The 21,080-nt window shown below is 55.5% G+C and carries 18 protein-coding genes, 1 tRNA gene and 1 pseudogene; 12 read left to right on the plus strand and 8 right to left on the minus strand.

The features are described 5' to 3' along the window. The first annotated feature begins 121 nt into the window (after positions 1-121). The 3 genes from V7730_RS12575 to V7730_RS12585 are packed head-to-tail and all read left to right on the plus strand — an operon-like array spanning position 122 to position 2,639. Positions 122-1,540, plus strand: coding sequence for a Tad domain-containing protein (locus tag V7730_RS12575; protein ID WP_335747943.1), 1,419 nt, complete (start codon positions 122-124; stop codon positions 1,538-1,540). An 8-nt stretch (positions 1,541-1,548) separates the two neighbouring features. Next, entirely contained in the window at positions 1,549-2,079 is a 531-nt protein-coding gene (locus V7730_RS12580; RefSeq protein WP_335747944.1) for a TadE/TadG family type IV pilus assembly protein, read from the plus strand. After that, complete coding sequence (locus V7730_RS12585; RefSeq protein ID WP_335747945.1) at positions 2,079-2,639, plus strand: TadE/TadG family type IV pilus assembly protein; 561 nt, start codon at positions 2,079-2,081, stop codon at positions 2,637-2,639. Before V7730_RS12580 ends, V7730_RS12585 begins: the two co-directional genes overlap by 1 nt. A 71-nt stretch (positions 2,640-2,710) precedes the next feature. Here V7730_RS12585 and V7730_RS12590 read toward each other — a convergent pair whose 3' ends face one another. Together V7730_RS12590 and V7730_RS12595 are read right to left on the minus strand one after the other, a co-directional pair. After that, positions 2,711-3,226, minus strand: coding sequence for a hypothetical protein (locus V7730_RS12590; protein ID WP_335747946.1), 516 nt, complete (start codon positions 3,224-3,226; stop codon positions 2,711-2,713). Between the two features lie 149 nt (positions 3,227-3,375). Beyond that, positions 3,376-4,326, minus strand: coding sequence for an NAD(P)-dependent oxidoreductase (locus V7730_RS12595; RefSeq protein ID WP_335747960.1), 951 nt, complete (start codon positions 4,324-4,326; stop codon positions 3,376-3,378). A 224-nt stretch (positions 4,327-4,550) separates the two neighbouring features. Between V7730_RS12595 and V7730_RS12600 the strand changes: the two genes are divergently transcribed. Then, complete coding sequence (locus V7730_RS12600) at positions 4,551-5,462, plus strand: pirin family protein (protein WP_335747947.1); 912 nt, start codon at positions 4,551-4,553, stop codon at positions 5,460-5,462. A gap of 4 nt (positions 5,463-5,466) precedes the next feature. Here V7730_RS12600 and V7730_RS12605 read toward each other — a convergent pair whose 3' ends face one another. Then, positions 5,467-6,048 carry a TetR/AcrR family transcriptional regulator gene (locus V7730_RS12605; protein ID WP_335747961.1) on the minus strand — a complete coding sequence of 194 codons (582 nt, stop codon included), beginning with the start codon at positions 6,046-6,048 and terminating at the stop codon, positions 5,467-5,469. Between the two features lie 100 nt (positions 6,049-6,148). Between V7730_RS12605 and V7730_RS12610 the strand changes: the two genes are divergently transcribed. The 7 genes from V7730_RS12610 to V7730_RS12640 all read left to right on the plus strand — a co-directional run bounded on the left by V7730_RS12610 (position 6,149) and on the right by V7730_RS12640 (position 13,682). Continuing rightward, complete coding sequence (locus tag V7730_RS12610) at positions 6,149-6,445, plus strand: hypothetical protein (RefSeq protein WP_335747948.1); 297 nt, start codon at positions 6,149-6,151, stop codon at positions 6,443-6,445. Between the two features lie 78 nt (positions 6,446-6,523). Beyond that, positions 6,524-7,810 carry a homoserine dehydrogenase gene (locus V7730_RS12615; protein WP_335747949.1) on the plus strand — a complete coding sequence of 429 codons (1,287 nt, stop codon included), beginning with the start codon at positions 6,524-6,526 and terminating at the stop codon, positions 7,808-7,810. Between the two features lie 30 nt (positions 7,811-7,840). Further along, positions 7,841-9,592, plus strand: coding sequence for a single-stranded-DNA-specific exonuclease RecJ (gene recJ, locus V7730_RS12620; RefSeq protein ID WP_335747950.1), 1,752 nt, complete (start codon positions 7,841-7,843; stop codon positions 9,590-9,592). A gap of 81 nt (positions 9,593-9,673) precedes the next feature. After that, positions 9,674-9,748, plus strand: a tRNA-Glu gene (locus V7730_RS12625). A gap of 1,055 nt (positions 9,749-10,803) precedes the next feature. After that, positions 10,804-11,838 carry an acyltransferase family protein gene (locus tag V7730_RS12630; RefSeq protein ID WP_335747951.1) on the plus strand — a complete coding sequence of 345 codons (1,035 nt, stop codon included), beginning with the start codon at positions 10,804-10,806 and terminating at the stop codon, positions 11,836-11,838. A 398-nt stretch (positions 11,839-12,236) separates the two neighbouring features. Then, a complete protein-coding gene (locus tag V7730_RS12635; protein WP_335747952.1) occupies positions 12,237-12,647 on the plus strand; it encodes a tetratricopeptide repeat protein in 411 nt (136 codons plus the stop codon). 87 nt (positions 12,648-12,734) lie between these two features. Next, positions 12,735-13,682, plus strand: a complete 948-nt coding sequence (locus tag V7730_RS12640) for a cyclase family protein (RefSeq protein ID WP_335747953.1) — start codon at positions 12,735-12,737, stop codon at positions 13,680-13,682. Between the two features lie 430 nt (positions 13,683-14,112). Here V7730_RS12640 and V7730_RS12645 read toward each other — a convergent pair. From V7730_RS12645 to V7730_RS12660, 4 genes and pseudogenes are all read right to left on the minus strand, one after another. Next, positions 14,113-14,373 (minus strand): annotated as a pseudogene (locus V7730_RS12645) (DDE-type integrase/transposase/recombinase); the annotation flags it as partial. Positions 14,374-14,380: 7 nt separating this feature from the next. Next, entirely contained in the window at positions 14,381-15,883 is a 1,503-nt protein-coding gene (gene tnpC, locus V7730_RS12650) for an IS66 family transposase (protein ID WP_335747954.1), read from the minus strand. A 68-nt stretch (positions 15,884-15,951) separates the two neighbouring features. Continuing rightward, positions 15,952-16,299, minus strand: a complete 348-nt coding sequence (gene tnpB, locus V7730_RS12655) for an IS66 family insertion sequence element accessory protein TnpB (protein ID WP_335747955.1) — start codon at positions 16,297-16,299, stop codon at positions 15,952-15,954. Beyond that, the gene (locus V7730_RS12660; RefSeq protein WP_335747956.1) at positions 16,296-16,688 is read right to left on the minus strand and encodes a transposase; all 393 of its coding nucleotides are present in this window, start codon (positions 16,686-16,688) and stop codon (positions 16,296-16,298) included. The genes tnpB and V7730_RS12660 overlap by 4 nt, the downstream gene beginning before the upstream one ends. Positions 16,689-16,796: 108 nt before the next feature. Here V7730_RS12660 and V7730_RS12665 point away from each other — a divergent pair, with 108 nt between their 5' ends. Next, positions 16,797-17,054 (plus strand): hypothetical protein, encoded by a 258-nt coding sequence (locus V7730_RS12665; RefSeq protein WP_335747957.1) that lies wholly within the window; start codon positions 16,797-16,799, stop codon positions 17,052-17,054. Between the two features lie 624 nt (positions 17,055-17,678). On the opposite strand, the gene V7730_RS12670 is transcribed toward V7730_RS12665, so the two are convergent. Continuing rightward, on the minus strand, positions 17,679-21,017 hold the full coding sequence (locus tag V7730_RS12670; protein WP_335747958.1) for an ATP-binding protein: 3,339 nt from the start codon (positions 21,015-21,017) through the stop codon (positions 17,679-17,681). Positions 21,018-21,080 lie beyond the last annotated feature (63 nt).

A 21,080-nucleotide genomic window follows, 5' to 3' on the forward strand; every position in this document is an offset into this window, starting at 1 on the left:
AAAATATGACATTTAGGCGATAATTTGCCCCATTTTGGCCACGTTCACCCTTCATAAGAACCGGTGATAAAGCCATAGGTCCCATCACTCCGAGCGGGTCACGGCATGAAAGGTGAAAATAATGTCAAAACTGTTTTCGACGACGTGCGTTCCGGCGTTAACGGGACCGAAAGACGCTCCCTACCTGCGTCGATATGTACAAGAAGAAGATGGTTTTGTGACCCTCTTGGCCGTATTGATCATCGGTTTGCTCGTCCTTATCGCTGGTATCTCTTTCGATATGCAGCGCAACGAGATGGAGCGCGTCCGCATCCAGAATACCGCCGACCGCGCGGTTCTGGCAGCGGCCGACCTGGATCAAACGCTTACCCCAACAGAAGTGGTTCAAGATTACTTTGACAAGGCAGGCGTCCCACAGGGTGCCAATACCGTAGTCGTAGATGAGGGCCTGAATTACCGTACCGTTTCGGTGGACACAGATGGCGTGACAGCGACCAATTTCATGTCAATGCTTGGCATTGACGAACTGCCTGTGCGCAGCTTCGCTGAAGCTGAAGAACGCGTGAACAACGTGGAAATTTCGCTGGTCCTCGATATCTCTGGTTCAATGGGCTGGAACAACAAAATGACGAACTTGCGCGATGCCGCAGGAATCTTTGTGGATACCGTCATCAATCCTTCGACCGAAGATCTGGTGTCGATTTCTATTGTTCCCTATTCCGAGAACGTGAGCGCCGGCCCCGAAATCATGAACGCGCTTAACGTCAATCGTGTCCACGATTACAGCAGCTGTGTTGAATTCGAAGAATCCGATTTCAGCAAAACAACAATCAGTGCCACACAACAATATGAACAGGTCCAGCACTTCTACTGGGGCAGTAGCTACTCGAACAATCGTTCCAATCCTGTCTGCCTATACGGCGCCGACGAAAGCATCGTTGCGTTCAGTCAGGACACCACTGAGCTGAAACGCAAAATCGGGAAATTGGAGCCACGCGGCAACACCTCGATCTTTCTGGGGATGAAATGGGCAGCTGCTCTGCTTGACCCTGAATTCCGCACGGTCAATGAAGAACTCGCGATGAATAATGTCACCGATCCGGACTTCATCGATCGACCTGCTGCGTTTTCGGATCACGAGACCCTGAAGACCGTAATTCTCATGACGGACGGCGAGAACACTTCCTCGTTCCGTATTCCAAGCCAGTATTATGCGAACTACAGCCACCGCGCGCACTGGAACCGGTACAACCTAGACTATTATATCAGATATTACTGGAGCGGCCACTCAAGCGATTTGAAGTACACCAAATACTGGAACAGCTATGGCGATTCACTTCTGAGCAGCGTCTGCGATGCAGCCAAAGAAAAGAAAATCGTCATCTGGTCCATCGGCTTCGAAGTGTCCGACCACGGTGCAAACGTTATGCGCGATTGCGCCTCCTCACCCAGCCACTTCTTCCGGGTTGAGGGCGTCGAAATCAAAGAGGCGTTCAAAGCGATTGCACGCCAAATTAACCAGCTGAGGCTCACACAATGATCACGCGTATGAAAAAACACCTGCGCCGCTTTCGGGATGAAGAAAAAGGCGCCATCTATGTAATCGAATTCGCAATTCTTGCCCCGGTTCTGTTCGGTTCCTTCTTCTTCGGTTTTGAACTGAGCATGCATTCGATCCGTCAAATGCAGCTGGATCGTGGCCTCGAGGTTAGCACCCGCGAAGTTCGCCTGAACACAGGCATGGACTTCACGCATGAAGCCCTCAAGTATGCGATCTGCGCCAATGCTGGCGGCCTTGAAGACTGCGAAGACAATCTGCGCCTGGAAATGGTGCCTATGAACCCACGCAGCTTTACCGGCCTCGAAGCAACCGCGGACTGCTCTGACGTCTCACTGGACGTCAGCCCGCTACGCGGCTGGTCCTTGGGTGAACAACATGAGCTGATGTTGCTGCGCGCATGCTACCGGTTCAATCCAGTGTTTGGATCAATCGGGCTCGGCAAGCTGTTTGGCGAAAATACCACTGACGGAAAAGGCAAAATGGTCTCGATCAGCGCCTTTGTACAGGAGCCAAGATAATGTATAACTTTAAACTCAAAAAAGCTCTGCGCAGCGACTTTGCCCGCGATGAGAATGGGTCATCTTCGATCGAAACGATCATTATGGTCCCGATGATCTTCTTTGTGGTCCTGTCGATCTTCACACTGTTCGATGCGTTTCGTCAGTACACGATGCACCAGAAAGCTGCTTATACGCTTGGCGATATGATCTCTCGTGAGACGGTGCCAATCGACGGCAATTATCTTGATGGTACGCATGCCTTGTTCAACACGTTGACCCGTGACCCACAGGATAGCAGTGTGCGTGTCTCTATTTTGCGCTACGACAGCCAAAACGAGATCATGAATCTCGACTGGTCAAAGTCTCGCGGTTCCGACGTAACTGAGCTGACAAACCAAGGTGTCCGCGACTGGACAGAGAAGTTGCCTGTAATGGTCCACAATGAGCGGATTATTGTGGTCGAGACCTACGCTAACTACGCCCCGCCCTTCCAAACGGGTCTGGAACAGCGCGAGATCAGGAACTTCATCTTCACGCGTCCTCGCTATGCACCGCAGGTCTTGTGGACAGATAGCTGATCCACTCTGATTAGAGCAATGAATACCCCCCGGATGGCAGCCCCATCCGGGGGGTATTCTTTTGTGATAGCCTATTTGCCAGCGTCCATATCTCTTTGCGCCATCATCGCGGCAATCATTTCGGACATAAATTTGGTCTGGCTCGCCGGTGTCACACCACCAATCCCGATGCGACGCCCCATCCGCCACCAAAGGCCCGGGCGCCAGACATTTGGCGCGGAAGACTTGGTGCGTAGCAAAAAGCCGTTGGACGGTTTAAATGCGAAAAACCCGCGGTCCATGCCGTCGATGTCAGCGATCAATGCAATCACGGTGCCGTCGCTATCGCGTAGCTCCGTCTCGGTCAGCTCAATCCGTGTGGCTGTGCCGCGACGCATCCGGTCCGCCATCCACAAGGTCAAAGCGCCCAGCGCGACCAGAAACAGCCGCCACTGCAAAGCAGGCGCTTGGCTGATAGCGATGTAGATCAACATCAGCCCCAACAACCCCAGCATCCCTATCCCAAGATACCGGCGCCCTGACGCCGCCTGCGCAGTTGCAAGGATTTCATGGGGGTCCGTCTTTAGTCTAACTTGTTCTGAGGTCATGTCGGCACTCCTTTTGCCGACCACTAGACGCTGAATCTACCACGGACAAGCCTTCCTGCTGGTACGCGCCAGACCGCAAGCCTGCGACATTTGACTGGAAAATCGAGTTTCATTGCAAATTCAGCCCCTTGCGACCCAAAATTGACTCATCACATCAAACGACGCGGCCGCACTTCATAGCCACGCTCTTCAGGCTCGTTATCCACCAGATCCATTGGGAAACCGTCGGCAAGGATTTGCAGGCCTGTCGCCTCCTCCAGCCGTTCAATCATCCGATCGGATTGCGCGCGCACGCCATAGCGATCCTGCCCGTCCGTCATCATTTCGATCATCAAGGGAGAGATTTCCAGCGGCACATTCGCATCATCGGCAAGCTTCTGGAACAGGCCGATATCCTTCTGGATAAGGTCCATCGTAAAGTTCACATCGCGCGACCCTGACAGGATCAACTGGCTTTCGGTTTCATGCACAAAGCTGGTGCCCGACGACATCGCAATCGCTTCGTAGGTCATGCCAAGGTCCATGCCCTGCGCCTTCATCACCGTCAACGCCTCACACAGCGTCAGCAGGTTAGCGGTGGCGAGGTAATTGGTCATCACCTTGAGAACACTGGCATTTCCCAACTCACCCACATGGAGAATCCGACGTCCCATGTGCGTCAACACAGGCAGAACCCACTCGAACGTAGCGCGGTCGCAGCCCGCGTAGATGCTGATGTTGCCGGTATCAGCACGGTGACAACCACCCGACACAGGGCAATCCACCGCAGCACCGCCTTGGGCATGTACCAATCCAGCCAAGCGCTTGATCTCTCCCGCATCGGTGGTCGACATCTCAAGCCAGATCTTGCCTTCCTGCACTTCCGGTAGCATCTGCTCGACGACAGCAGCACTGGCCGCAGGGCTTGGCAGACACGTGATGACCGCATCGCAGTCGCGCATCATCTGCGCCGGACTACCGCCGTCATGTGCGCCTTTGGCCACCATCGCCTGCACCAAACCCGCATCCAGATCATGCACGCTGAGATCCACACCATTGCGCAAAAGACTGCCCGACAGCTTGCCGCCTACATTTCCCAGTCCGATAAAACCAATCTTCATGTCGATACTCCGCTTTTCATTTGAGCCAACCTTGCGCCCGCGCAGCGACACGTCCCGCCTAAAACCGACCTTTGACAACATGGCCACGCTCTTTCATGCTCATCCCCAGAATAGTCTGCACTGCGTCTGAGCATTTGTGCACATAACGCGTGCACTCCCGTCGCCTTGTCCAGGTGACTGCGCGGCTCTACTTCTCTAGAAACCGCTGTAACAGGAATTCCGCCATGTCCCTCAGACCAACGCTAGAGACCCGCGCCGCCCAGCCCACGATGGAAGGTGCCGGCGTTAAATTGCACCGCGCTTTCGGGTTTCAGGACCCGAGCGAGCTTGACCCATTCCTGCTGTTCGATGATTTCCGCAATGAGCGCCCCATCGACTTTGAAAAGGGCTTTCCCTGGCATCCGCACCGCGGAATTGAGACGATCACATACGTGCTTGAAGGCACGGTCGATCATTCCGACAGCCTAGGAAACAACGGCTCACTTGGCGCAGGCGATGTTCAATGGATGACCGCTGGTAGCGGGATTCTGCATCAGGAAATGCCCCACGGAAACGCACGTGGCCAGATGCACGGCTTTCAGCTTTGGGGCAATCTGCCCGCTGCTCAGAAGATGACCGCACCGCGCTATCAGGACGTGACATCAGACGCGATTCCCGAAGTGATCGACGATGATGGCACCATGGTACGTGTGATCACAGGAGAGTTCTGGGGAAAACGTGGCCCCGTCGACGGCATTGCCGCCGATCCACAATATCTAGATGTGTCGGTGCCCGCCGGTGTGCGCAAGACGTTCAAAATTGACACCTACCGCCGTGCCTTTGCCTATATTTTCCAAGGGGCTGGTGCGTTTGTGGACGCCAGCCGCCCGTCCGGTGTGCTGCTGGAAAAAGAGGTTGCAGGCGAAGAGCTAAACATCCGCGACATGTCCGGCGACCGGACCTTGGTGCGCTTTGGCACTGGCGATGAGGTCACCGTACAGGCGGGGCCGGAAGGTCTGCGATTTTTGCTGATCTCGGGCGCGCCGATTGACGAACCCGTGGCGTGGCACGGCCCCATTGTGATGAACACCCGCGAGGAGCTCATTCAGGCGGTGCAGGAATTGAACAACGGCACATTCATCAAGCCGGCTCACTAATCCCTTAGGTCACCGCGCGGTGGACCATCTCGGAATACTGCGCGGTGATCTGGTCTAGTGACAGACGTCCACCGCTGCGGAACCACGTGTTCACGCCTGTGAGCATGGCGATGATAGCAAGCGTCGCGATCTTGGTGTCGCTTACGTTGAACACCCCGCTTGCCACTCCGTCTCGCAATATCTGCTCTAGTCCGTCCTCATAGCTGCGGCGCAAGCCCTCGATGTGGGCGAAGTTTTCGGGCGTGAGGTTGCGCAGTTCCATGTAGGCGATGAAAACCGCATCAGGGCGGGCGTGGTGAAAACGGATGTGGAACGCAACAAACGCTTTCAGGCGTACATCAGCGGCCTGCGCTGTATCATCCTGAACCGCGGCCAACAGCTCGGTCATGTGGCGTTCCATCAGGTCGAACAAAAGCGTCTGCTTATCCGGCGTATAGTTGTACAGCGCGCCGGCTTGCACGCCCACTTCGGCCGCGATAGCCCGCATGGAAACAGCCGCGTAACCTCCCGCCGCAAAAAGCTTGAGCGCGGCCTCGCGCACTTTTGGGCCGGTGATGTCTGAGTGTGATCCTGCGGTGCGTGCCATGTCCTGAATATCTGAACGTATGTCCAAAAAGTAAACCCTTTGCGCCACAGCACAGCAAGACACTTGCAAGACAGCCACCCTCTGGTGCACACCGTACCGCATGACACGCGCGTTTTTCCCTGCGGCGCTTTGCGCCGGAATCACCCTTTTGGGCGCTTGCACGCAATTTCCCGCGCTGGACCGGACCATCACCCCCGCGCTGGACGCGGCGGGCTATCCCGCATTGGTGCCACTTGACCCTGTCCTTGCCTCGGCTAAGGCCACGGGTGTTGAACCCGTTCAAGCAACAGCAGCAATCGACGCACGGGTGGCAGCGCTTAAATCACGGGCAACAGGCCTGCGCGGATCGGTGCTAAGCGGGGCCGAACGGCAGCGGCTTGCAAAAGGGCTTCATTAAGAAGTTCCTGCTCCGTTGCACGGCAGCGATGAAAGAGCTACATCGGCGCGAAGCTCAGTCATCAAAGGAAGCATCGCCATGTCACAACCTCTTCGCCTCGGAATTGCAGGTTTGGGTACGGTCGGTGCGGGCGTTGTCGGCATCTTGCGTAAACGGGCAGCCCTGATTGAAGCACGAACAGGCCGTGCGGTTGAGATTTCGGCCGTATCGGCGCGCAGCAAATCCAAAGACCGTGGCGTGAACCTGTCTTCTTATGCATGGGAGGACGATCCCGTCGCCCTTGCCAAGCGTGACGATGTGGATGTGTTTGTCGAACTTATGGGCGGCGAAGACGGCCCTGCAAAAGACGCGACCGAAGCGGCATTGGCCTTGGGCAAGGATGTGGTCACCGCCAACAAGGCGATGCTGGCCATGCACGGTCAGGTACTGGCGGAAACAGCCGAAGCGCTGGGATGTGTCATCAAATATGAGGCCGCCGTTGCAGGTGGCATTCCGGTGATCAAAGCACTGGGAGAGGGCCTCGCCGGTAACGAGATCACCCGTGTGATGGGCGTGATGAACGGCTCGTGCAACTATATCCTGACACGGATGGAGAGCGCGGGCCTGCCCTATGCCGACGTGTTTGCCGAAGCTGATGGCCTTGGCTATCTGGAGGCCGATCCGCAGCTGGACGTGGGCGGCATCGACGCGGCACACAAGCTTGCGATCCTGTCCTCGCTTGCATTTGGCACGCAGGTCAATTTCGAGGGAATCGAGCTGGAAGGGATCGAGCGCGTCTCGATCGAAGACATCCGCGCCGCCGCTGATATGGGTTACAAGATCAAGCTGCTTGGCGTGGCGCAGATCACCGGACGCGGGCTTGAGCAGCGGATGCAGCCGTGCCTTGTGCCCGACAGCTCCCCCCTTGGGCAGCTGCAGGGCGGCACCAACATGATCGTGCTGGAAGGCGACGCTGTCGGCCAGATCGTGCTGCGCGGTGCCGGTGCAGGTGCAGGCCCGACCGCAAGTGCCGTTTTGTCCGATATTTGCGATATCGCGCGCGGGTATCGCGGTGCGGTTTTCGGCCAGCCCGCAAAGACGCTTGAGGCAGCCACGCCTGCGCTCAGCCAGCGCCCTGCCGCCTACTACCTGCGCATGGCACTCAAAGACAAACCCGGCGCCTTGGCGAAGGTCGCTGCCGTTCTGGGTGAGGCTGGTGTATCTATCGACCGGATGCGCCAGTATGGCCATATGAACAATTGCGCACCTGTTCTGATCGTAACGCATAAGACCACCCGTAGCGACATTGACCATGCCCTCGCTTCTTTCGGTGCAACATCTGTGGTTGCCGGTAATCCGGTGGCCCTACGGATCGAGGAAGTCTGATCCCGAGACCCAAGCAAAAGGAATAGACCAGTGGACCAAGCGGCAGCATTTCTGGGGGTTGAGACTTCTTTGACAGAGCGGCGCTGGGTCGGTCCCAGTGATGAGACGGTGCGCGCCTCTGAAGCGCTGCATCAGCAGACGGGGTTACCAATGGCCGTCTGTGCGGTATTGGCCCGTCGCGGCGTCGATGCATCGGAAGCCGAGGCGTACCTCACCCCTGCCCTGCGTGACCTTTTACCCGACCCCCGCTCGTTGCGCGACATGGAAAAAGCCGCCGGACGTTTTCTGTCCGCTGTCAAAGCACGTCAGCGGATCGCGATATTTGCAGATTACGATGTGGATGGCGGCAGCTCTGCCGCGCTGTTGCTGGTCTGGCTGCGCCAAATGGGCCGTGAAGCCACCCTATACGTGCCAGACCGCATTGATGAGGGCTATGGCCCCAATGACGAGGCAATGGCCGAACTTGCGGCGCATCATGACCTGATTGTCTGTGTGGATTGCGGCACCCTGTCCCACGAACCCATAGCAGCCGCCAAAGGCGCGGATGTTATCGTGCTCGACCACCACTTGGGCGGTGAAACACTGCCTGACTGTCTGGCCGTGGTGAACCCCAATCGGCAGGATGAGGACGGAGAGCTGGCGCATCTGTGTGCTGCTGCTGTAGTTTTCCTCATGCTGGTGGAGGCCGGACGGCAATTGCGCAAGGCGCAGGTCAAAGGCCCCGATTTGATTTCTCTACTTGATCTGGTGGCTTTGGCGACTGTGGCCGACGTGGCCCCGCTGATTGGTGTGAACCGGGCCTTTGTACGTCAAGGTCTCAAAGTTATGGCTAGAAGAGAACGGGTCGGCATCTCCGCCCTGTCCGATGTGGCCCGCATGGACACGGCACCCGCCGCCTATCACCTTGGCTTTATGCTGGGGCCACGCATCAATGCGGGCGGGCGTGTGGGCAAGGCCGACCTTGGCGCCCGCCTGCTGGCCACCGAAGACCCGCATGAGGCAGCAGCCCTCTCTGAACGGCTTGACCTACTCAACACCGAACGGCGCGAGGTTGAGAATGCCGTGCGCGCCGCGGCACTGGCGCAGGCAGAGGAACGTGGCACCGACGGCGCGCTTGTCTGGGCCGCAGGCGCTGGTTGGCACCCTGGGGTCGTCGGCATAGTCGCCTCACGTCTCAAGGAGGCCACAGGCCGCCCTGCCGTGGTGATCGGACTTGATGGGGGTATCGGCAAGGGATCGGGCCGCTCAGTCAGCGGTGTCGACCTTGGGGCCTGTATCCAAAAGCTGGCAATGCAGGGTGTTTTACTAAAAGGAGGCGGCCACAAGATGGCCGCAGGCCTTACCGTGGCCGAGGACAAGGTCGAAGAAGCGATGGCCCAGCTTTCGGCACTGCTGGAAAAGCAGGGCGCACACTTGCGCGGACTCTCCGATTTGCGGCTCGACGGGCTGCTGATGCCCGGAGCAGCCAGTGCTGAGCTGACCGAAGCTGTCGAATCGGCGGGGCCTTTTGGCGCCGGCTCCCCCGCCCCACGGTATGTGTTTTCGGATATGCGCATATTCTCAGCGCGCCGTGTGGGCGAAAGCCATCTCAAGGTAAGCTTTGGTGACGGTCATGGCCCGCGTTTGGATGCAATCTGCTTTGGCGCGTACGATTCGGCGCTTGGACCCGCGCTTGAGGCCCATGGAGGTGCACATTTCCACCTTGCGGGGCAGCTCGACATCAACACATGGCAAGGCCGCCAGAGCGTTCAATTAAGGCTAGAGGATGCCGCCCGCGCGTGAACGGAAAAAAAAGCGCCATGAGACGAATTTTTCGACTTGCGCCCCTCAAGTAGTTTGCTTAGAGAAGCGCTCACTAAGTGTGGCCCGTTCGTCTATCGGTTAGGACGTCAGGTTTTCAACCTGAAAAGAGGGGTTCGACTCCCCTACGGGCTGCCACATTTACTGCTTAGGTTATTGGTTTTGCTATATAAGAGAAAACCTCATCCCCCACCTTGTAGCGGATCGACCCGGTATGTGCCGGAACACCGCACCGGTTCATCGAGCGGGAAAAACAAACTTTGACTTCTTTGAATTCTAAGTGCATTTTCACAAGAACTGCGAAACTTCTCGAAAGTGGTGCCGATGAACCTGTCGCGCGGATTATATAGGCTCTGGCTTGTCCTGTCGGCTATTTGGATTTCCGCCGTATTCTTTCTAACCGAACCCCATGCAGCGTATTTTTGATTAGTTAAGGCTCGGGAAACCCTTGGCGATATTGACGGAGCATTTACGAAACAAGAGTTGCTAACAGCAGCCGACAAAGCAAAAGTAGACAATAATGAGTCTGCTAGTCAGAGACTACGCAACATTGCAAATAAGCTTGATGAGGGTAAAACGTACGAAACGGAGAGTTTCGTGAAGCGAGAGCGAGCAAAGTCGGATCTGAAAGCTGCAGCTCTTTTGGCGTTCATTCCTATAAGCGCGCTCTTCCTCGTCGGCTTCGGGTTGCTCTGGGCGTTCCGAGGTTTCAAGAAAAACTCGTCCCTGAGTTAGCCTACCCACACACCCAAAAACGTGGATGTGGCATTCCATGTAATGGTGTAAGAAACGAAAACGACAAACGGTGGAGTGCTTGATGAGAACCTTTTTCGCCCTTTATCTGATAATAGGGAGCTTTTGCAGTGCCGCGTGGGCGCAAGGGTTCGTTGTTGATTTGACTCCGGAGGAAGCGGATAAAATTGAAGGTACAGTTATGGCAAGCGACCTAGTGTCCGCCACCTGACAAAAGGTTCCCAGTCTGCCTATGGTGTGGCCTCGGTTGCTCGGACGACGCTCCGAGGGGCAGCTATGCGGACTTACTGAGCTTTAGCTGCGGCTGCGCCAATGTCGGCTTCAGTGGACTGTTCAACAAACGGTCGTTTTTAGAGTAGTCCATACCAGAGGTCGGTACAAGACTGACCTTAGAAAGCAAATGGGTGCACACAGCATTTTTATGGAAGAGTATTGACGCCTTGTCGAAAATTGTCAGCATTCAAATCTTGAGGGGTGTAGCGGCGACCTTGGTCGCGGGATACCATCTTCAACAGGCAGCTCTTGCTGAAGGCAAAAACCCAGGACTTTTTCAGGTTTTTGCTGGCGGCGAAATCGGTGTGGATATCTTCTTTGTCTTAAGTGGGTTCATTATTTTCTTTGTGGCAAGTAGTCGTCCTAATTTGACTCGAGGAGCGTTCATTTCAGCACGCTTTTGGCGAATTTTTCCACCCTATTGGTCTATTCTTACCCTTTATGTCTTAGCTGCATTGGCCTTGGCATTGGTACTTGGTGACCAAAGCAAATTACCTGATGCGCAGAGCCTTTTGGTCTCCTACCTGCTGTTACCTTTTCCAGATCATGTGATAATTATTGCCTGGACCCTTTCGCTAGAGCTGCTGTTTTACGCCGTTTTTGCCTTGACATTCTTCAGCGCAGGAGGGGCAAAACGCCTAATAATAGTGATGATCGTCTGGGTGCTCATTTCACAAATCTTCCTTCACTTTAACGCACCACGCAACCCATGGCTTGCCATTCCGTTTCATTCCGCTGTGCTTGAGTTTCTTTTTGGTACACTGATCGCAATAAAGTTCTTGGAATCTCAAGCAACAATTCGCCGTTTTAGGGTGCCTGTGCTTGTACTAGGTGCAGTAGGAGTATCAATATACTTAGTGAGCGGCGGCTTTCACATTGGACCGTTCGGACGTGAGATCGCAGCCGGAGTTCCATCCGCGTTGTTAGTTTTTGGAGCTCTTGGCTTCACTGCTTCAAATATGAAAATGTTGGAGACTTGGGGAGAGAGCTCATACATCCTATACTTGTTCCACGTGCTGTATTTCATGATAGTCGGCAAGATTGTGGAAATAGTGTTAGGGCAAAATGTATACAGCTCTCAGGTTTGGATGCTCTCACTTCTCGCATCAGTAGTTGCCATCAGCTACGCAGCCACAATATGGATTGAGCGCCCTTATCAAGCTTGGTACCGCCGTTTTGTCGAGCGTAAAAAACCTTACTAATTGACCGAACTATAGACTGGGTAAACCTATTGCCACAAACTCTCCTACCAAAAATGCTCGTTTTTGGAACGTGCGCAAGCTGTCATATTTTTAGCGGCCACAAACTCCGTTCAAAACTCAAGTGATTGTTGAACGTTTTTGCCTCCACCGTGATTGCAGACGTTCGCTACATTGCAGAAATTCGGTAAAGTGGGCTCAGAGCTGTCATCTGACGGTTTTTCTCGGAAATAAGGACCTGTGTCCTGTACCCTACTTCCAACGGGAATCTTGTGTCAGGTGACGAACACTAGCGGTGAACGATATCGCCTATTTTTATCCAAGGGCGTTGTGCGAACGCGCTGGACGTCTCTACCTCCCTTCAGATAAGGAACCGATTGACGCCAAGGACACCAGTTCCTTTGGCAAGCGCGCAATACAATCTGGGTCAGATGTATCGCAAAGGCGAAGGTGTCATTCAGGATTATGCGGAAGCGGTCAAATGGTATCGCAAAGCAGCAGAGCAGGGGTACGCACTCGCGCAAAGCAATCTGGGTGTGGTGTATGCTTCCGGCGAAGGCGTCATTCAAGACAATCTCTATGCGCATATGTGGCTCAACATAGCTGCTTCCCTTGATGATGAAGAAGCGCCAGAATATAGAGACCGTGTTGCGAAGAAAATGACACCGGAAGATATCCCACAGGCACAGAAGTTGGGAAAGCGGCGCTTACAAATGGTTTGCGATGCGTTCCGAAAGATCGCGGGTGAGGATCTGGGGGCCGCGAATATCGAAAATCGGTTTATTGACTTTTGCAAAACTTGGCGGGGGTGATGCCCCTGACAAATTATTTTCAAGCTAGTAAAAGACAGGTTGCGAACTAAAGTAGACCTCTAAGTATTTTTCTGGGAGGAGAAAACGATGAAAGTAAGAATGTTATTGGGAGCTGCGCTAGTGGTATCCTATGGGGCTGGAGCCGCTTTTGCGGATTGCACCTCAACCAGCAGGTGGGGTGCGGAGGATACCCTCGGCTCTGCCAATCTGGTGACGCCAGAGCGGACAATGGAAGCGGCCAAGCTGATCAAGCAGGGCAAATCCATGCCCCTTGGCATCGCAATTGGGCCAAACACACCCGCCTTCCCACCGCGCTCTTTGAGCTTGCAAGTTGTTCAACCAAACCAGCAGGGCGGGCAAAAGCTTTCCGGTTTCGGCTATGAAGCAAACTATAACGACGACCTGCTGCAAACATGGATCGGCATCGGCTCGCAACTCGACGGGTTGGGCCATTTGGGTGAGGGCGGTCACTACTATAACTGCCTTGATGAAAAAGAAATCAGCGCTATTACGGGTCTGACAAAGCTGGGCACCCACGCCGTTCCACCACTGGTCGGGCGTGCTGTGATCCTCGATATGGCCGCACACTCAGGTGTGGACGTCATGCCAGCAGGTGCGCATTTCGGTGAGGCAGAGATCAAAGCTGCCGCCGAAGCGCAAGGGGTCACGATGGGCGAGGGTGACATCATCTTGTTCCACACCGGCTGGACCGAAGGAATGCTGGAAAGTGATCCAACCGCATGGGGCTCTTCCGAGCCAGGCCTGAACAACGAAGGCGCCGTCTATCTCGCATCGTTGAACCCGATGGCCGTTGGCGCTGATACATGGGGGTTAGAGCCCATTCCGGCGCCAGATGGTGATAAAGTTTTCTATGGCCACGTCACACTGCTCAAAGAAAACGGCATCTACATTTTGGAGACAATGAATGTGGGCCCACTGGTCCGCGAAGGCGTAAACGAGTTCATGTTTGTGTTGGGCCAGCCCCGCATCGTCGGCACGGTACAGGCGATGATCAATCCCGTAGCACTTTACTAAGACGAGGCACTTAAACAAACACGGGGCAGAGCGATCTGCCCCGTCCATACCGAAGCAGGGACACATAGAGAGTGCACTGGGAGGCGTCATATGTTTCCTCTGTGATCCGCCAGACACCCTAAGGAAGCCTGTAGAATGACCATCAGAGCTATCAGTGGAGGAGTATCAGAGAGAGCGTTTGATCATGAGCAGAAGCTAGATCGCCACCCTGCCCTTCACAACCGAGTTTCCTCTGACACCGCCCTCTGTCCACATAGCTGCCATTGGAGCATTCTGCAGCGCATGCCCGCTATCCGCGCTTAGTGCCGATATGTGCGTGGTGCGAGTAACCCTCGGCTGGCTCAATGCTGGCCGGGAGTGCTGTCAGACGAATGCGAACCAGTCTCAGTTCTTCAGCAACCTCAATCTGTAAGGCTGCACAAAGACCGTGCTACTCAGTAAGAGCTGCGGCACGGTTCAGCTTGAAGTTTGATCGACTGTAGAGGTGGCGCTCCGCGTTGAAATGGTTGTGGACTGAGGCGTGGACGGCGGCGAATTTCTGTAAAGTTCGCAACCGTCTAAATCGAAGCATGGCCCGCTCTCTTCGTCTAAATGGTTGGTGTGAATTCTCCGCCCTGTTATTAAGCCAGCGGCTGGTTTCGTGTTTGTCCACATTGCCGATTACCTTCATCGCCGCACCGTAGGAAGTAAGCGTCCATTCACCCCGTATAATTCCATGGAAGCAGCTCATCAATCCTGTTGATTTTGTGGTCGGCTATCCGGTTGAGGGTGTCGGTGAGCCATGCTTGCGGATCGACGCTGTTCAGTTTGGCGGTCTCAATCAGTGTATAGATGATGGCTGCGGATTTGCCGCCCCGTTCGGATCCGACGAACATGTAATTTTTGCGACCGATGGCGATGCCGCGCATGGACCGTTCGGCTGTGTTGTTGTCGAGTTCAAGGACCCCGTGATCCAAATATCCGCGCAGGCGCTTCATGCGGGTGAGTGCATAGCGAATGGCGTTGGCCAAGGGGGTCTTGCCTGACAGCTTAGGTAGCTCGCTTTGCAACCAGCTTTCCAGATCATCGAGAATGGGTTTTGCTTTTGCCGGCCGTAATTCCACGCGTTGTTCTGGTGACAACCCACGCGCTTCTTTCTCGACAGCATAAAGCTGGGCGATGCGCCGGATGGCCTGTTCCGCGACATGCGACCCTTGGGATTTGAACACATCTACGAACTTGCGCCTGACATGCGCCATGCAGGCCACTTCTTTGATTTTGCCCGAACGGTACAGCTCTTCGAACCCGGCATAGCCATCTGCATGCATCCAACCCTGATAATCCTTGAGATGTTCGCTGGGGCGTATGCCTTTGCGGTCTGGCGTGAACTGATACCATGCCGCAGGTGGTGCATCGCTGCCCCATGGGCGTTCATCTCTGTCATAGGCCCAGAAACGGGCTGTCTTTGTCTTGCCGTTGCCAGACGCCAGCATCTTAACGGGCGTGTCATCCGCGAAGATGGCCTGACCGGACAGGAAGTAACGCTTGATGGCCTCGGCCAGCGGTTCCAGCAACGCGGTCGACTTACCAATCCATCCGGCTAGTGTGGAACGATCCATATCCAAACCCTCGCGGGCGAAGTTCTGCGCTTGGCGGTACAGAAGTAAGTGATCTGCGTATTTGCTGACCAGTACATGCGCCAAGAACCCCGGGCCGGGAATACCCTTCTCAATCGGGCGCGACGGCATTGGCGCTTGGCTGATGCATTCGCAGTCTTTGCAAGCCATGCGGGGGCGGATAATTTGGTTCACGACAAACCGTCCAGGCACATATTCCAGTTCTTCCGTGGTATCACGGCCCAGTTCACGCAATCCGCCGCCACAGCCCGTGCAGGCGTCGCCAACCGACAGAAGTTGTTCCACACGCGGCAGATGTTTTGGCAGTGGTTTGCGCTTGGGTTTGGTCTTCGTGTCTTTGTCAGCTTGCTTTGGCGGCGCGACAGGTGCAGCGGCGGCATCGGCCACTTCTTCATCCTCAAGGCGCAATTGCAGCTGATCGATACCTTCGGCTTTTGATCCAAAGCGGTGGGCGTTTTGGCCCGCAACCTGATGACGCAGCTTCTCGATCATCATGTCGCGGTTCTTCAGTTCCGCCAGCAATCCAACGGTAAACGCGCGCAACTCGGCGGGTTCAGAGGGAATAATATCAGGCGTACTGGACATAAGTTCATATACCCGATGTGCTAAATGTAGTGAATCCCATAAGAGCAAAAAGCCCAACAATTATGAGCTTATCCAACCTTCAATGGTCGCCATGTCTTCTGCGGCATGCGCCAGTCGATCCCCTCCAACAACATCGACAACTGTGCAGGTGTGACGTTGATCTTGCCGTCCTTAGCAGCAGGCCAGACGAAGCGGCCTTTCTCCAGCCGTTTACTGAACAGACACGCGCCTTGGCTGTCCCACCAGATGATCTTCAGAAGGTCACCACGACGGCAACGAAACACAAACAGATGGCCAGAATACGGGTCTTCTGCCAGAACCGATGACGCCTGCGAGGCCAGCGTATTAAACCCGCGCCGCATATCCGTCACGCCAGCCGCAAGCCAAACCCGCGTGTTGCTTGGCACAGGGATCATACGGTCAATCCCTCAACCAAGCTGACCACAGCGCACAATGCAGTTGGCCCCTCGATCAAAACCCGTCGGCCATCAGAAAGGGTAAGGTCAACGCGGGTGGCGCAAATCAGTGTTGGAGCCACGTCCGTCAGGACAACAGGAGCGGTCGTGTCAGAGACCACCTTGGCATCTTCAATCTCAACGCGCAAAAAACCGTCGACCGTCGGAAGATCAGCCTCCCGCTCACTATCCCCAGAAAAGCGAGGATCACGAAGCCACTTATGGATGAGGTTGGCATTCACCGCATAACGCCGCGCCACTTGTGCGACCGACGCACCCTCAACCTGCGTTTGACCGCAAATCTCGCGCTTCTCGTCATCCGACCAAAACCGCTTCTTTCCCGTACTCATAGAGCGCCCCTAAGTGTCCACTAACGATGGTGGACACTTAGTTCAGCAAAAACCAAACCGTCAGTGCGGGTTCACCAAACGCTTACTTCCTTTGTAATTAAATTCACCATGCAACCTTCCAAAAACCTTGTAGGTGATCTAGTCCCGCCGACCAACGCGGGAGAGTTCAACGAGAGTGACGTATTGTCTATAATCGGTGATTTAGCCGAAAATGGGAGCTTCTTTGGATCGGCCTTTTGTGATGATGAGCAACGTAAAACCAAGCGTAAGCTCGATTTTTATCTGGTTATTTCAATCGACGGACACACCAATCTTAGTAGTCTTGCTGATGATTTACAGAACCGGTCATTTGCTTTTACAAAATAACGCGAACAGAGGTATGCGAAGTTGGCAGGAAATATGGGGTCTTTGTTCGCAGACCAGTCAGCTCGAAAAACCACTGATTTTCTAGGGCTTAATCAGGCTCAATGGTAAGCAATGGTAAGCGTCCGGCCTTATCAAAAGAAAGTCAGGGCCGGAGATGCTTAGGGCTAGAATCGCATAACTTCGCGGCCTGCGTTGTTAAGGGCCATGGCTAATAATCCTTTACTGCGTTTACGTCGCCTATGTAGTTGCTGGCCTCTTGGGCTAAAGCGGTGACAAGCCATCGTAAATCTACCATATCACGGCTACGCGCCCCGTGCTGATATTGTGGGTGGTCGCGACCTATCTTGTGTCCACCTCGCGCACCGTGCATCCGGCAAACTTTCCATCCCCGAACCGCTGGGCTTTTACATGGCAAACCCCTGCGTTTTGATTTCGCGGTGCGTAAACGGCATCATAATAGGCAGCAGAGCCGGAGGCGAATAAAAGTCGAATTGGGCGGAATGCGGACTTTCGCTGCGAGCGCGAGACAACGGCTCGAATTTGTCAAAGCCGCCGTTCGATTGGTGCTTTACCTGTCCATCACCACTTCAAACGAGGTGCGACAACAATTTCTCGAAAGCTTCTTCAACCAGCCAATTCCACAAGCAACTCCCGCGCCGTCGCCCGATCTTCAGGGCAATCCCCCTCTGCGATACTGTCATGGACGGGTTGGAGGAGAGAGATCGCCTCAGTGGTCTTTCCCTGATCTCGCCAAAGGCCCGCTAGATCGATGGCCGCGCGCAGTTCCCACAGTTTGGCTCCCTGCTGCCGGGCAACGTCGAGGGCCGTAACGAGGTAGTGTTCCATGGTCTCTGTGTCGCCGCCCGCCATGGCTATGGCCGCTTGCACCCGGTGGAGGTCGGACAGGGTGTACGCCTCGCCTGTTTCATCGATCATCTCTTGCGCCATCATGGCCAGTTCGACCGCCTCTTCGCGAAGGCCCATCGCCAGGGCTGACCGGGCAATGTCACCGCGCCATTGCGGAAGACCCATTTTGTGTTTGGCGGCACTTATGGCCGCTTCGAGCTTGAGGTATCTCGCTATGCTGGTTTTGTCGCCCTTATGCGCCGCTAGAAATTCGGCGAAGACCGATGTTAAAGTCATCCAGATCGTCAGGCTATGTTCCTGAGCAATCGGCCCCATTTTGTTCTTACAGCGCTCAAGGTTTGAACGGTCGCCAGACACCAAGGAATAAAAGGTAGCACGCTGAAACATTGTAGTGCAGATCGTCTGGATATGACCGGTCGACATCGCGAGGCTTTCGGCCTCTTCCATGTGGGTCGCGGCGCGCTTTGTCTGGCCCAGCATTAACAAGTTGAACGCCTGGAAACTATGGACCGTGACGCCAACATCCAGCCCGAACTGTTTGGCGAGGCCCGCATGTCCGATGGGATCATAGTTAGCCAGGGCGACATCCAGATAGCGTTGCGCTTCTAAAAAATGTCCCATAAAGAAGTGCGAATGGCCTGCAGCCCGGTTGGCGACCACCATTGGCGCGGTATTCGGCGAATTGGCCGTCTCCTCAACAAATGCTTCCGCAGTACGCAACGCATCCGCGTACTGCCCCCTAGTTTCTGCGCCAATCCACAATCCGTACAGGATTGTATACCGCATCGGGGTCTCGCCAACTTTGTTCGCAAGAACCAACGCCTTTTCGAAGGACTCAAGTGTTTCGTCGACACTGTAACCCTTGCGGGTGAGAAGGGCTATGCTGAGAGGCACCTGCAGAGCAAGCGCGCGTTCAAACGGCCCATAAAGTCCAGCGTCGTTATCGCTGTTTTCCAGTTGGGGGGTGATCAATGCAATCGCCCGGCCAAGATGCGAGATCGCCTCGTCGAACGCCGGTCGCGCAATGGCGGCCTTGCTGGCGGTTTCCCACAGATCGATTGCGCGATCGGTCAGGTTGGCAGCCTCGGCATGGACGGCGAGAACCTCTGGGGCAACGTCGGCCTCGGTTTCCAGCGCACCCAGAATGCGCGTGTGGATCGCCCTGCGCCTCTCTTTCAGCAGGCTTTCATAGGCGGCGTCGCGCACCAGCGCGTGCTTGAACAGATACGTCGCCTCGGGTGGCAGGCCGCGCCGATAGATCAGTTCGGCTGCAATCAGGCCTTCCATGGCCTTGGACAATTCTGCGTCTGGCAAGGGTGAGATTTGCGACAGCAGCCCGTGGCTGAACTCCCGCCCAATACAAGAGGCGGTCTGCGCCACTTCTTTAATCGGGTTCAAACGGTCTAGACGCGCCATCAGGCTGTCATGCAACGTGGTGGGGATGGCGATGGTGCTGAGTGGCCCGTTCAGCACGTATCGCTCGCCATCGTCTTTCAGCGCACCGGATTCGAGGATGGTCTTGGTCAGCTCTTCGACAAACAGCGGAACACCGTCGGTGCGCTGCGCGATGATCTCCATGATCTCGTCCGGCAGCGCCTTGCCATCGGTCAGCTTGGACACGATGGCGCCAATCTGATCCTTGCCCAGTCGGTTCAGTGCAAACCTTGTGACGATGGGATGCCCTCCAAAGCCGTACTCGAATGTCGGGCGGGCCGTGGCGAGGATCATGACTGGCTGATCGGTGATCTGATCCAGCAGGATGTCCAGCAGCTCCTGCGATGTCGGGTCGACCCAGTGCAGGTCTTCGTAGACCAGCAGAACCGGTTTGTCCTGAGCCTGCTGAACCAGCAGCCCAGCCAGCGCCTGCATTGTCTTTGCACGCTGCTGGGCCGGTGTCAGGTCCAGCGCGCCACAGCGAGCCTCGCCATCAAGCCCAAGTAGAGGGGCGACCAGCCGCAGCGTGTCCTGATTATGGCCAAGCAGCGTTTCCAGTTTATCCAACCGTACTTCGGGACTGTCTGCTGGCGCGAACCCCGCCGCGAAAGACACTTGCTGCGTAACTGGATAGAAAGCACTGTCAGCGTGATAGGGTGAACATTGGTAGGTCATCCGAGTGTGAGGGTCTTTGGCGACTTCCTCGATGACCGCCTGCGCGATGCGCGACTTACCGATGCCCGCCTCACCACTGACAATGACCATCTGACCTTGACCCGAACGGGCCAGCGCCCAGCGTTCGGTCATCAACTCGATCTCACGCTCACGCCCGACAATGGGCGTCATCGCGCCAGACTGGCGGGCGGCGAACCGGCTTTGGACAGAAGCATCACCCTCCACCAGATAGGCGTCGACGAGGCCGCTAATGCCTTTCAGGTCTTGCCCCCCGAGGGGAAAAAGATCGAAGATCGTGCCCAAAAGACGTTGCGTTTCCTTAGCCACAACCAGTTGGTTCAGGCCCGCAACACCCTGCAGACGCGCGGCAAGGTTCGGTGTTTCGCCCACGACCGCAGCCTCTTGCGTAGCACCGCTGCCGATCAGATCGCCGACGATAACGACACCGGTGGCAATGCCGACGCGGGTGGACAGAAGCGATCCGTTGGGCGCTTTGGTTTTCTTGACGGCATCGATAATCGACAGGCCCGCGCGGACCGCGCGCTCAGCGTCATCCTCGTTGGCGCGGGGCCAGCCGAAATAGCACAGCACCCCGTCGCCCATGAACTTGGCAACAAAGCCCTCAAAGCGGCTGACAATGCCAGCGACAGTGTTCTGGTAGCTAGTGATGACATCGCGCATATCTTCAGCGTCCATCTGCGTCGCCATCTCGGTCGAACCTACAAGGTCGACGAACATGACTGTCAGGTGGCGGCGCTCAGCGTCCGATTGTGGTGAGATTACTTCCGGAGGCGTTGCGGCAACAGGACTTTCAACTGGAGGCTTTGTGGCTGTTTCGGGTACTTCGCCCAGTCGCTTGATCGCTCCCCATATCTTTTTGCGAGGACCAAGCGGAAGTTCAAGTTCCTTCAGATCGTCTTCTTCAATATCGGCGAGTGTAGAAAAGTCGATTTCAGCTTCGACAAACAAAGGTGCATGCTTCGCCAACCCAAGCTCAGTCTGAAGTGGTCCTGCTTTTTAGGACAGTTTTGCGGCTTGGCTAAGATGCAT

The organism is Sulfitobacter sp. (assembly GCF_036961165.1).
GTDB lineage: Bacteria > Pseudomonadota > Alphaproteobacteria > Rhodobacterales > Rhodobacteraceae > Sulfitobacter.

Excerpts from the sequence above, each read along its gene's own strand:
- V7730_RS12575 (WP_335747943.1), top strand. The coding sequence starts at position 122 with ATGTCAAAACTGTTTTCGACGACGTGCGTTCCGGCGTTAACGGGACCG.
- V7730_RS12580 (WP_335747944.1), top strand. The coding sequence starts at position 1,549 with ATGAAAAAACACCTGCGCCGCTTTCGGGATGAAGAAAAAGGCGCCATC.
- V7730_RS12585 (WP_335747945.1), top strand. The coding sequence starts at position 2,079 with ATGTATAACTTTAAACTCAAAAAAGCTCTGCGCAGCGACTTTGCCCGC.
- V7730_RS12590 (WP_335747946.1), bottom strand. The coding sequence starts at position 3,226 with ATGACCTCAGAACAAGTTAGACTAAAGACGGACCCCCATGAAATCCTT.
- V7730_RS12595 (WP_335747960.1), bottom strand. The coding sequence starts at position 4,326 with ATGAAGATTGGTTTTATCGGACTGGGAAATGTAGGCGGCAAGCTGTCG.
- V7730_RS12600 (WP_335747947.1), top strand. The coding sequence starts at position 4,551 with ATGTCCCTCAGACCAACGCTAGAGACCCGCGCCGCCCAGCCCACGATG.
- V7730_RS12605 (WP_335747961.1), bottom strand. The coding sequence starts at position 6,048 with ATGGCACGCACCGCAGGATCACACTCAGACATCACCGGCCCAAAAGTG.
- V7730_RS12610 (WP_335747948.1), top strand. The coding sequence starts at position 6,149 with ATGACACGCGCGTTTTTCCCTGCGGCGCTTTGCGCCGGAATCACCCTT.
- V7730_RS12615 (WP_335747949.1), top strand. The coding sequence starts at position 6,524 with ATGTCACAACCTCTTCGCCTCGGAATTGCAGGTTTGGGTACGGTCGGT.
- V7730_RS12640 (WP_335747953.1), top strand. The coding sequence starts at position 12,735 with ATGAAAGTAAGAATGTTATTGGGAGCTGCGCTAGTGGTATCCTATGGG.
- tnpC (WP_335747954.1), bottom strand. The coding sequence starts at position 15,883 with ATGTCCAGTACGCCTGATATTATTCCCTCTGAACCCGCCGAGTTGCGC.
- tnpB (WP_335747955.1), bottom strand. The coding sequence starts at position 16,299 with ATGATCCCTGTGCCAAGCAACACGCGGGTTTGGCTTGCGGCTGGCGTG.
- V7730_RS12660 (WP_335747956.1), bottom strand. The coding sequence starts at position 16,688 with ATGAGTACGGGAAAGAAGCGGTTTTGGTCGGATGACGAGAAGCGCGAG.
- V7730_RS12665 (WP_335747957.1), top strand. The coding sequence starts at position 16,797 with ATGCAACCTTCCAAAAACCTTGTAGGTGATCTAGTCCCGCCGACCAAC.